Source organism: Marinobacter sp. F4218 (assembly GCF_019443085.1).
Lineage (GTDB): Bacteria > Pseudomonadota > Gammaproteobacteria > Pseudomonadales > Oleiphilaceae > Marinobacter > Marinobacter albus.
Map to the genome: position 1 here is coordinate 83,683 of NZ_JAHZIL010000003.1, position 11,835 is coordinate 95,517.

Annotated in this window: 10 protein-coding genes; 2 read left to right on the forward strand and 8 right to left on the reverse strand. The window is 58.7% G+C overall.

Going from position 1 to position 11,835, the window contains the following annotated elements; translation table 11 throughout:
- Positions 1–22: 22 nt before the first annotated feature.
- The gene (locus K0B93_RS04305; RefSeq protein WP_219866038.1) at positions 23–688 is read left to right on the forward strand and encodes a DNA-J related domain-containing protein; all 666 of its coding nucleotides are present in this window, start codon (positions 23–25) and stop codon (positions 686–688) included.
- A 43-nt stretch (positions 689–731) separates the two neighbouring features.
- Positions 732–1,763: a polysaccharide deacetylase family protein gene (locus K0B93_RS04310; protein WP_219866039.1), complete on the forward strand. Its 1,032-nt coding sequence runs from the start codon at positions 732–734 to the stop codon at positions 1,761–1,763.
- Positions 1,764–1,773: 10 nt separating this feature from the next.
- On the opposite strand, the gene K0B93_RS04315 is transcribed toward K0B93_RS04310, so the two are convergent.
- From K0B93_RS04315 to K0B93_RS04350, 8 genes are all read right to left on the reverse strand, one after another.
- Positions 1,774–2,835 carry a MalM family protein gene (locus tag K0B93_RS04315; RefSeq protein ID WP_219866040.1) on the reverse strand — a complete coding sequence of 354 codons (1,062 nt, stop codon included), beginning with the start codon at positions 2,833–2,835 and terminating at the stop codon, positions 1,774–1,776.
- A gap of 36 nt (positions 2,836–2,871) precedes the next feature.
- Complete coding sequence (locus K0B93_RS04320) at positions 2,872–4,497, reverse strand: OmpP1/FadL family transporter (RefSeq protein WP_219866041.1); 1,626 nt, start codon at positions 4,495–4,497, stop codon at positions 2,872–2,874.
- Positions 4,498–4,535: 38 nt separating this feature from the next.
- Positions 4,536–5,546 carry a transporter gene (locus K0B93_RS04325; protein ID WP_219866042.1) on the reverse strand — a complete coding sequence of 337 codons (1,011 nt, stop codon included), beginning with the start codon at positions 5,544–5,546 and terminating at the stop codon, positions 4,536–4,538.
- Between the two features lie 53 nt (positions 5,547–5,599).
- Positions 5,600–6,400 carry a C39 family peptidase gene (locus K0B93_RS04330; protein WP_219866043.1) on the reverse strand — a complete coding sequence of 267 codons (801 nt, stop codon included), beginning with the start codon at positions 6,398–6,400 and terminating at the stop codon, positions 5,600–5,602.
- Positions 6,401–6,618: 218 nt separating this feature from the next.
- Positions 6,619–8,082, reverse strand: a complete 1,464-nt coding sequence (locus K0B93_RS04335) for an SLC13 family permease (RefSeq protein ID WP_219866044.1) — start codon at positions 8,080–8,082, stop codon at positions 6,619–6,621.
- A 32-nt stretch (positions 8,083–8,114) separates the two neighbouring features.
- Positions 8,115–8,732, reverse strand: a complete 618-nt coding sequence (locus tag K0B93_RS04340) for a DUF2238 domain-containing protein (protein WP_219866045.1) — start codon at positions 8,730–8,732, stop codon at positions 8,115–8,117.
- A 64-nt stretch (positions 8,733–8,796) separates the two neighbouring features.
- Complete coding sequence (locus tag K0B93_RS04345; protein WP_219866046.1) at positions 8,797–10,542, reverse strand: N-acyl-D-amino-acid deacylase family protein; 1,746 nt, start codon at positions 10,540–10,542, stop codon at positions 8,797–8,799.
- Between the two features lie 87 nt (positions 10,543–10,629).
- Positions 10,630–11,835 carry an efflux RND transporter periplasmic adaptor subunit gene (locus tag K0B93_RS04350; protein ID WP_219866047.1) on the reverse strand — a complete coding sequence of 402 codons (1,206 nt, stop codon included), beginning with the start codon at positions 11,833–11,835 and terminating at the stop codon, positions 10,630–10,632.

Sequence of the window (11,835 nt, forward strand, 5' to 3'; positions counted from 1 at the left end):
TACTCTGCCCTACCATTGGCCCATGACCAATTCCACTTCAATCCGCCAACCATCGGATGTCGCGGCCGGTAACAACGACGGCACACTGGAACCGCAGATTCAACATCTGCTGGTGGCGGTGGAGCACGAGCTTCGCCGGGCACCCGATGGTGTCAGTGAACTGTCACTGATCAAGGCACTGCAACATGCACCCTGGGAACTGATAGGCGACGTCCGCTTCCACGACCCGGAGAAGTTGTACCCGGTGCATTTTCTGCTGTTTCATGCGCTTTACAGGCTGAGAGACCTGCTCGCAGAATCCGGTGAAATCCTGCACATATCGCCACTGAACATCCGACTTCGCCCGCAGGACGTAGTTGGTGGTTCCGGGCTGCCGGACGAGCAGGACAAACTCCGGGAATTCTATCTGGATCTGTCTCAGTACAGTCTCCCTGAGGACGCTATCCATCGGATGATGGACGATTTCTGGGCCGGCAGGCCAGGCGCCCGACCGGAGGCTTCCGAGACGCTCGCGGCTGCCGAGAGCCTTGGATTCGACGGGGTCCCCGACAGTTTTCCGGAAGTGAAGCAGCGTTTCCGGCGAGCCGTCATGCTGGCCCATCCCGACCGGGGAGGCGACACCAGGAGCATTCAGGCACTCAATCAGGCGTTCGCCGTGCTCAAGGCCCACTTTCAACTGGCCAACTGAAGTTCAGCAACCCGGCATTCCCGAGCATTTGAAAGGATATTACATGGCACAACGAACTCGTATGAAACCACTTCTGTTGCTGGCTCTGTTCACTCTGTCTCTCCAGGTCCGGGCAGACCTTGTCGTGCTTCAATACCATCACGTCAGTGATTCCACACCACCGTCCACCAGCACGTCAGTCTCTCTGTTCGAGGCTCAGATGGACCTGATCTCGGACCTGAAGCTACCGGTCGTACCATTGAAAAGCGGAACCGAAGAAGCCCTTGCCAGTGAGCCCGGAACGGAAAACCGTTTGGCCATCACCTTCGACGATGCGTACGATTCGGTCTATTCCACGGCCGCGCCGATACTTTCAGCCAAGAACTTTCCGTACACCATTTTTGTAAACACGGAAGCTGTCGGGCGCGAGGGATACATGACGTGGGAACAGCTGCGGGAACTTGCCCAGAGGGGGGACGTCACCCTTGCCAACCATAGCGCCGACCATAAGCACCTGGTCCGCAAACCGGGCGAGAGCGAGACCCAGTGGGCACGGCGAGTCGAGTACAGTCTGGATTCCGCCCAAACGACTCTACGGGAGAAACTCGGAAGCCTGTCACCCCTGTTTGCCTATCCTTATGGCGAGTTCGATTCCGCAGTGGAGGCAAAATTGGCCGAGCGGGGATGGTACGGATATGGCCAGCACTCCGGTGCCATTGCCCAGACCTCAGGCGAAACCCGACTGCCCCGATTTCCGATGGCAAACGCCTATGGCCAGATTAACGGCCTCGAGAACAAACTGCGGAGCAAGACATTTCCGATCGACGCCGCCAGCCTGCCCGACGGTGTGATCTCCACCAATCCGCCCAGACTGACCTTCCGTCTGCCCGCATCAATGGACGCCTCCGGTCTGACCTGCTTCGCTTCAGGGATGGGACGTATCGATTTCGACCTGGATGGGCGGGACGTCACGGTTCAGGCACCGGGGGCGTTCGATAGCCGGCGCTTCCGATACAACTGCACCTATCCGGCCGGAGACGGAAGCTATTTCTGGCTCTCGAAACAGTGGCTGGATTTGACCCAGCCCGAAGACTGACTCGCCAGCCTCACTCCTGCTCGGCCATCATCAGCCCGATTTCCCCATGTGCGACATGGGGAATGGCCTTTGGTCCCTTACCAGTCTCAATGACGGTCTGCCCCTGCAGATCCTCATTTCGGGTAAAAAGGACCAGCCAGCGCTCCCCCTCGGCCGGAAACACCGGGACCCACGCTTCCAGAAACCCCCGTCGACTCCAGGTCTCCGGTTCGTAGGAGCTGACGAGGTCAGTTACCAGGCGCACCGGCTCAAACTCCCCGTCCAGGAAGACCAGGGATGGCACAAAAACGCCGTCCTGGTCGTAGGACCGAATACGTACGATGAAATCCGACCGGTCGGCGACGCCGGCAAGGGCAATCAGCTGGAATGGGCTGGTCCCGGTGAGAAAGTTATGGACCGGGGATTGGCTGGTGATATCGACACCGAATTCCCGCCCCCGCTGCCATTCCTCGTGATTGCTGGTGTCCAGACCACGGCAACAGAACTCCCTGAAACGGGCAAAATAGTCGTCATTGCGGGATTCGATTCCCAGGACCGCAAAGGCGTCAGGATCACTTCCGGCAACGGGGACCTCCGGTTCAATGTCAGGACCGGCATGGTAAATACTCGCGGGGGTCAATTCGATGGGCGGCGGAATCCGACCTTTCTCCGCTTCGCTACGGGTGTCCGGCTGGAAATAGCTGACCCGCACATTCCCCTCGGCATCGCGCCAGGTGAAATAGGGCTGGCGTTCGCCGGGACGGACGTAACCGTCCTTCGCGAGCTGAGTCGCATCCGGGTAGTTCTCGAGGGTGTATTCGGTTTCCTCTTCCAGAGTCTGCGACATTTTGCGGCCATCGGAACCGGCGCTACCGGATTTCGTTTCCGGCGGAGTGCCTGCAGATTCGACCTCCCCCCCGGCCCCTTCGGCAGGGGTCTTAACAATGGGTGAATAGCGGACTCTGCCCTGCTCGTCGACCCACGTGAAATACCCCTCCCGTTCGGATACCGGAGCACCGCCAACCTGGCATCCAACAACCAGACCGGCGATTGTGGCAACAACTGCTGCCTTTACCAGAGCGTGTATCGTCATGGCAGGAGTCCACAGCGTCATTGGATAGCCAGCCGGTCAGAATTTGGTACGGAAACTGAGACCGGCCATGACCACCCGGAGCGAGGTTTTAATATCCAGCCCCGCATAGGGGTTGTAGATGATATTGGTGATGTTGTCGCAGTTTACGTTACAACTGGTGTCTGCCGGAATGGTTTCAATCGATTGCAGGTAACTCAGGTTCATGTCGATCTGGGTATCCTTGTCCCACTTGTACCCCATTCCAACACTGTAGAGATTGGCGCCGCCAAACGGGGCCATGATGGAGCGCTGGTCGTCCGGGATGACCGAGTCCCGGATCTCGACACCCGCCCTCAGGTCCAGGCGCGACGAGGCATGAAACTCGGCGCCAAATGCCCAGTTCCACTGACTCTTGAACCCAAGGGGCAAACGCAGGGTATCGGACGTGGCGTTGTCCGGAGAAAGGATCTTGGCGGCATTCAGGAATTCCAGGTTACGGTCAAACCGGAATTCAAAGGCATCCCACTGGGCGTAATCGGTCCATCCGATATCGGCATTCAACGTCAGTTTCGGATGCACGTCGACACTGATCCCGGTCTGGAAGTGCTGCGGATACACCAGATCCATGCTCACGTTGCCGGCCTCACGGGGCGCACCGGATGGCAGGCTGAGAATGGCCGAAGTGATGGCACCGAGGACCGAACTGTTCACACTTTGCCAGAAACCGGACCAGTCATCCGTGTACTGGATTTCGTAAGTGCCCTTCAGGTTCATCTCGGCTTCTGAGGTGTAGCTCGCGCCCCAGGTGAACCAGTCGGTGGGTTCCCACATGACGCCGAATGAATAGGTCGGCGACAAGGTCTCCTGAACGTTGATACTCAGAGCCCCGATGTCATCCCACGGACCGACGTTACCACCACACAGGGCCAACCAGGGCTGGAGCGGTTCGTCGCCGCTTTCACAGTTGAAAGCATCCTGCAGGATCTCGGCGACCCCCAACAGCAAGTTGGGCGCTCTCATATACTGATCGGCGGCAATCCCCATGTGGGAGAGATGGATACCCGCACCCACGGACCACTCGTCGTTGATTTCGTACCCAACGGTGGGCGACAGGTAGGTTGTGCGCTGAAGCGCCGTTGCCTGGGGTTGATAGCGACCGGGATCGTCCTTGTCGCGATAGAACCCGGCTGCCAATGGCAGATAGAAGGCATTGGCGAACGTCAGCTTTGAACCGGGCGGGTTGATGCTTATACCGGCCGACGGCGCCACCGCAGGCCCTGGCGGTGTCCTCAGTATGCCGTACCCCGGAACGTAGAGCGCTACGTTATTGGTGTGGCTATGGGAGTTGGCCACCGGGTCTTTCTGCTTGCCCGTCAGAGGGTCCGTCTCGAGGCCATCGATACCGAAGATTTCATAGCCTTCGGGTGCCGTGAAATCGGCGTCGATATCCAGATAGACGCTCATCAGATTCACTTCAAGCTGGCGATCGTCCAGCTTGGTGAGACCGGCGGGATTGTAATGGATCGCCATGATTCCCGGAGGATCTGCCGTCACTGCGTTACCCAAGGCCAGCGCTTTCGGATGGATAGTGAGGTTCTGCGCGAGCTGGGCCTCGGCACCACACGAGATGGTCGAGGCAATCAGAGCCGCGAGAATCTGCCGCTTGTGGCTGTAGTGTCCCATGAATTCCTTCCCTTCCCGTAAAACGTCGGCGGCACCAATCACTCTTTGAGGCCGGAGAAATTAATGGGCAGGGATACACCCAGGGAGAAGTCCGGGGCATCCTCGGTCAAACCAATACCAAGACTGGTATTCACGATGGTGGTGTCGCTGACCCGGGTACCCAGTGACATGCTCAGGAAGCCGGTCATCTGGTCCTGGGCAACGGCCTGATCACCGTTGCTGAAGGTAAGCACGGTTTCGTCGCTGTAACTGAGCTGTGCGGAAATACTCAGGGAGATGTCGTAGGACAGGGAGTAGGCAAAGCCGGCAGAGCCTGACAGTCCAAATCCGGGATCAACCTCGGTCAGCAAACGGGCCCCCCTGACCTGATTCAGATCCTCGGCGGGCAGGTTGTAGGTCAGGCTGACCGAACCGAACACCACCACGGGATCAAGAACCTTGGAGAGGCTGGTTCCACCGGCCAGAGAGTAATAGCCACTGCCGGTCGAAAGCTGCTCGTTGATGTCGATCTCGTACGGACTCACGCCAGTTTTTGTGGTGAAGGTTCCGAACAGAGTCGTCGACATCTTGCCGGGTACATAGGCAAACGGCTGCCACCGACCTGTGAAGGAAATGTCGCCGAAATCGTAGACAGTGAGTTCGTCCTGGGAATCGTACTTCACAACCAACGGAATCCGTGTACCGACGGTCAGGTTGTCCAACAGGCCGTAGTCGTAGGAAAAGGCATTGGTGAAGTTATGGGTGGCCGAGGGGACCACGTCCAGATTCCTGACCGAGCCGTCGGTGATGGCCAGATCCAGACGTTGGTCGGCCGTATAGGAATAATCAAACGAGTAATTGAGGGCGTGAGTGCCTTTTTTCTGTAGCGAGTAATTCTTCTCCGCAGCCTGGAAAACTTCTTCCAGCTGGCGTGAAGAGTCCTCGTCTCCCTCTTGCTTGGCCAGGGCTTCCCTCGCCTGGTCAACATTGCCTTCCTGCGCCAGGGCCATGCCCGGAAGCAGTCCTGCCGTGGAAACAAGGATAAAGCCTCGCACAAACCAACGATTCATCCTGACTCCCTTATTTTATTTGTAATGTCCTGATCCGGATAACTACCCGGGAATTAGTTGCGACGGTAATGCAGTTGCTTTCTGGTGTTCTCTACGCTGCCGTCGGGGTTATTCTTCTGGCGTTCCAGGAGGTTCTCGATTCGCCTTTCGGTCGCCTCGTGGAATTCCGGAATCCGTTCCAGTGCCAGCAAAGTCATGGTCTGGTCGTCTACAAACCGCAGGTCTTCCTCTTTTAACTCCAGGTTGTCCAGGGGCTTATCACTGCCGGGAAACACGATAAACAGAACGTTGTCGTCCCATTTGTCTTCAAACTCCGCCAGCGGAAAGGAGATATTCCCGACCGACGGATCCGCCAGGTACACACGTCCATCCCGAATGGTCCGAAGAACAACGAAGTGTTTGAAGCCGGCATGGTGGATCGGAACAATGGCCGGGTGGTCGAGATCCTTGAGATCGTCGATCGTTGCCCGGAATCCGCCGGAGGGGTATCCAAGTGCGGTCACCAGACGCTTCATGTCCAGCATGGAGAAGGCCCGGCGCTCGACGATCCGCTCACTCTCACCGTAATGAAGCAGGCCTTCCATCACTTGACGTTCCGACAGGGTCCGCCCCAGATAGAAATTCAGCACCGTTGTCAGTGCCGCGCTCCCGCAACTGTAGTCATAGGCCTGGCGCACGATGTTCCGATACTTCTGCTCGACCAGCGGCTCCACCCGGATATCGGACCGCAGCCGCACCGGCCCGGAATCAACATCCTGCTCGATGACAACGGTGCCTTTTTCGAACGGCTCGACCACGGTCGCTTCCTGCACCATGGTGAATGTGAGAATGGATCCGGCGAGCACCAGCAGCATGTCAGAGGAGATCCCTGTTCTTGTTAGCCATGACATTTATCGGGTTACATGTTGTTACGGTAAGATACCGAAAAGCCTGAGCCCTTAAAGATAACTGTGCCTCAAATCTGTCGCTGCAGAAGAGGCCTCCGGAAACGGATTTGAGAACTGGTTCAAGGCTTTTCCTGAGAGGCAGGCCGTCAAAGCTCTGTTCGGAAGGGAGTCGATGGGAAGCAGCTTCAGCTCGTAAACACGAAACCGAGGAGAACGTAGCAAAGCACGGTGACCACCCCGACACCGATCAGGTTTAGTACAAAACCCGCGCTGATCATGTCACCGATCTTCAAGTGTCCGGAAGAAAATACAATGGCGTTAGGCGGTGTCGCCACAGGCATCATGAAAGCGCAGCTTGCCGCAACCGCGGCCGGAACGGTCAACAACAGTGGCGACACCCCCTGAGACACTGCCAGCGCTCCCAGGAGAGGCAAAAATGCCGCGGCCGTAGCGGTATTGCTGGTCACTTCGGTGAGGAAGATAATCACCCCCACCACCAGGGCAATGATGACCACGGGTGGCAGTACACCGGCCACCCCCAGGCTCCCGGCGATCCACTGCGCCAACCCCGAACTGCCAATGACTCCGGCCATAGCCAGCCCGCCACCAAATAACAGCAGAACGCCCCAGGGAATTCCCCGGGCGGTATCCCAGTCCAGCACAAATACCCGTCGCCGTGAATCGACCGGCAGAATAAACATCACGACGGCTGCGGCGATGGCAATCCCCGTGTCACTGAGCCAGGGCATCAGCCCGTGGGAGAGCAACGGGCGGAAAATCCAGGCGCTCGCAGTCACCACAAACACCAGCCCGACCAGCTTTTCCCCCTTCGTTAACGGACCCAGAGCTGCCAGTTCGTCCCGAATCATCCGGCCACTGTCGCCCTTTCGGCCAATCCCGAAATCCCGACGGGTCAGCCACCACCAGGCGACCATCAACATTACGACCGTTATCGGAACGCCAAGCAGCATCCATTGTGCAAACCCCACGGACACCCCCTGGCTCTCACTCAGATAGGCCGCCAGCAAAGCATTGGGCGGCGTACCTATGAGCGTCGCAATGCCGCCGATGCTTGCCGAATAGGCGATAGCAAGCAGCAACGCGATGGCATACCGGCGAACGCCGTCCGGGTTATCAGTATCCATCATGGCAATCACCGACAGACCGATCGGCAACATCATGATTGACGTAGCGGTGTTGCTCACCCACATGCTAAGAAAAGCCGTGGCGAGCATAAAGCCACCAATCTGACGCCTGGGCTCGTCGCCCATGGCCTTGAGCGTCAGCAGCGCAATGCGCCGATGCAAGTTCCAGCGCTGCATCGCCAGGCCGAGGGTGAACCCTCCCAGAAACAGGAAGATGATCGGATGGGCGTATGGGGAAGTCGCTTCACTGATCGACCCCAGTCCCAGTGCCGGAACCAGAACAATGGGGAGTAATGCTGTTGCAGGAATCGGGATGGCTTCGGTCGACCACCAGGTCGCCATCAATAGCATCAGACCAAGGGCCGCCCAGGCATCGGGCCCCATGGTTTGAGGTGGCGGCAAAAGCTGTGTTGCTATCAGGAAGAGCGCGCCAAGCGCCAACCCGATGAGCTGGATTTTGGGCAGCCCCGGTGCCCCCTTCGTGGAATCTGTTGCGTCAGTCATGGCAAACGGACCAATCGAGCGAACAGGCCGGATCAGCGCCGGCCAAGCGCCGCGATCTGACGGTCCTGAAGCTTTCCCAGTGTCAATAAGGCAAGGATGGCGCCAGCCAGTGCCCAGGCCATGTCGGACTGGGTGTCCCACACGTAGCCCTGAGTCCCGAGAAAGGATTCGGCCGCTTCCTCACTTGCCAGCGCAACCCACCACTCGATCAGTTCATAGAATGCACTGAACGCCAGGCAAAAACAGACTACAAAGAAAGCCCGCCAGCCACTCCTGGCGAACACCTCCAGCCGGATAACCAGCTCCCGGGCAACCAGGGCCGGGACGAAGCCCTGAGCGAAATGCCCCAACTTGTCATAGTTGTTCCGCTCCCAACCAAACCAGTCACCAAACCAGTCGAACAGGGGCACCTCGGCATAGGTGTAGTGCCCTCCCACCATGAGAATGACCGCGTGAACCAGAATCAACCAGTACAGCATTGGCGTAAGCGGAAAACGGACAACGCACCAGGCCACCAGTAACAAACCAATGACCGCCGGGAGCACCTCAAGAACCCACGTGGCGCGGTCCCTGGGCCCGATCCCGGACCAGATCAGGACTGCCAGAAACACCAGGGTCCAGACCAGAGCTGCTACCGGTATTCGTGCCATTCCATCCTTCCTGTTGTCTGTCCATTCGGTTTCTTGGTTCATAGCAAAGGCGCCATTATCACAATCAGTCCGTCGTGGTGGGCAGGAACCTGCCAAAACCGGTTTCCCTGCCCAGGGCCGGCTCGATCTGTTCATCCGTGACCGCGGGGCGACCATTGATCAGCACATGCTTCACGCACCCCGGCACCCGGTTGACCATCCGTTCCAGCCCGAAACTCTCCATCTCCGCCCAACTGACCTGCTCCAGATCCTGACTCAGGCCCTCGGGGTCAAGGATGGTAATGTCGGCGCGGTCCCCCTCCCGGATATGGCCGGCCTCAATGCCCAGCCAATCGGCCTGCTCCCCGGTCAGCCGGTGCACGGCGCGTTCCAGAGACATTACCGGCTGGCCCTGTTGATGGCTTTTCTGAACGAGTTTCAGGAACCGCAGAGGCAGGTTGTAGAAAGCCATGTTGCGGATGTGGGCACCGGCGTCAGAGAACGTAATCAGGGCGTGGGGATTTTTCACCATTTGCCGAAGCCGGTCCTCGCGATGATTGCCCACCACCGTAAACCATCGCAATGCCCGACCGTGGGCGACGACCATATCCAGGAAAAAGTCGACCACATGGATTCCGCGTTCGTCCGCCAGTTCGGCGAAGTTCCGACCGATCAGGGAGGGATCCGGGCACCCCAGGACAATGGCGTCTCCGAAGTCTCTCTGCCAGACCCGGGGCGACAGCTTCTCCTTGTAAAACTTGCGAAAGGTGCGCCGGTACTCCTCGTCTTTCAGCAACTCATTGCGTTCAAGCTGGTCACGGACATCCAGTGCCATTTCTCCGGCCCCGAATTCTTCGAACAACACGATGTCCATGCCGTCAGCATAGATTGCAAAGGGCGTTGGCAGAAGCTGCCAGCGGAAATTGCCTCGGAAGGCATTGGCGAGCCAGCCCACAAGATTGGCCATGGGCCGAACCGTGGGATTTCCCTTGAGATCGATCATCGCGATCAGGGTGGTTTTCAAGGGTTTCCGGAACCAGCCCAGGGTTTCCTTGAGATACTGGGTTACCTGAAGCGGATTCGCAGCGTTGGGCGCTCCCTGGTGCACGCGTCCGTAGCGGCGCAGCAGCCGGTTCAGGCGGCTGACCTCACGCCAGCGCGCATAGGTGCTGGGCAGGCTCTTGGACCATTCCCGGTCGCCATCCACCTTGTCCCATTTCAGGCACATGGTCGACAGACCCAGGAACCCCACCTGTAACGCCTCCTCCAGCAGCTGCTCCATACGCCCCAGTTCCTCCGGGGTTGGCTTGATGCGTCGATCCGTCGCGCGGTGAAGCCCCATGACACCGACACGCAGATCGCTGTGTCCGAGAAAACTGATGACATTGGGCCCCAGCGGATGGTCGCGAAGAAAGCTCAGCCAACCGGAGGGCGTACGCCAGCTCTTATGCTGTTGCAGAATCGGGAGGACTTTCTCCCGCGGCACCGTCTCCACGCGGGTGAAAATGTCCGAGGCATCTTCGGCATCCGAGCACACCATGCTCAGGGAACAGCTGCCGATCAATACCGTGGTGACCCCGTGACGCACGGATTCGGACAGCGAGGGGGCGACAATCAGTTCCGCATCATAGTGGGTGTGGGTATCAAGGAATCCCGGTGTAACCCAACACCCCTCGGCGTTGATCACCCGATCCGCCAGGCTGGTGTCGGGTTCGGAATTGAAGACCCGCTCGATTTGCCCGTCGCGAACGGCCACATGGGCGATGCGGGATGGCCCGCCGGTCCCATCAAAATAGCGGCCACCGATGATAAGCGTGTCATACCGGTTCATGGAGACTGACTCCTGTCATGTTGTTCTTCTGCGGAAACAGTCTAGCCAGACCCGCCCGACATTGCTTCGTTTTACCATCGCCAACAGCTACCGAATCCGAATCCGCCCGCCATCCTCCAGTTGCCGGTCCGGATGACGAACCACCTCGTCACCCTCAGCCAGACCCTCCTTCACAACGGTGTAAAGGCCGTTGCTACGGCCGGTAACGATCGGTGTCAGCCTGGCCCTGTCCTCGACCGCCTGGAAAACGTGACGCCCCCCCTCATGGTCGAAGATGGCCGAAGCAGGAATCCGCAACACGTCATCGGCCTCCCAGAGAATAAACGTGGCGTCCACCCGATACCCGTCACCGAGCATCTTCCACTCGTCCACCGGGCTTACAATATCCGCCACCACCTGAACCCTCTGCTCTTCGACACCCAGGGCCGAAATATCCTCAAACCCAACCGGTTCAACCCTTCTCACCGTGGCGTCAAGTGTCGTTCCACCCCAACCGGTCAGCCTGGTCCTGACCCCGGGTGTCAATTTGACCGCATCGAAACTCAGAACGTCCACCACCACTTCCAGTGCGCCCGGATCTCCCACTTCCAGGATTGCCTCGCCCGCCTGTATCACGCCTTCACTCTTGCGGACAATATCCAGAATGGCACCGTTGACCGGTGATCTGACCTCAACACGCTCAATGACGCCATTCCCGGTTTTTCGGGCAGCGGACACCTCAAGCCGTGTGCGTGCCGCGCTCAGCTCGTGGGCCATGACCTCCTCGTCAAACCGGGCGGACCTTAGAATCGCCTGGGCGCGCTCGTCAGCCGCTTCGGCCTGTTGAAGGCGATCCTCCGAGACAAAATGATTGCTGCTGAGCGCCTGCAATCTTGTCAATTCCCTGGCGGCAAAGACCGCCTCGGCCTCAGCGGCCGCCACTTTCTGGCGGGCTGAATTGAGGGCAGATCGCGCGGCTCCGACCCGGGCCTCGGCCTCCGCCCTGCTGCGCGCATCCAGGACACTGGCCGGCATCGGATCCACCTCGGTCAACAGTTGGCCGGGCGTCACGGGATCGCCCACGTCGAGCGACACCCGATGCAGATAACCAGCAACCGGAGAGGAAACCAGGTAGCGGTCCTTCACCCGGGTCTTACCTTCCTCGGTGATCGAGACTTCCATTTCACCCCGTTCTGTCGGCGCCAGATCAACCCAGACCGGATCCGGCCGCAGGGTGAAGTACACCGCCCCAACGACCAGGACGGAGAACAGCCCCCAGAAAATCCACTTACCTGCAGAACGCTTTTCTGTCAT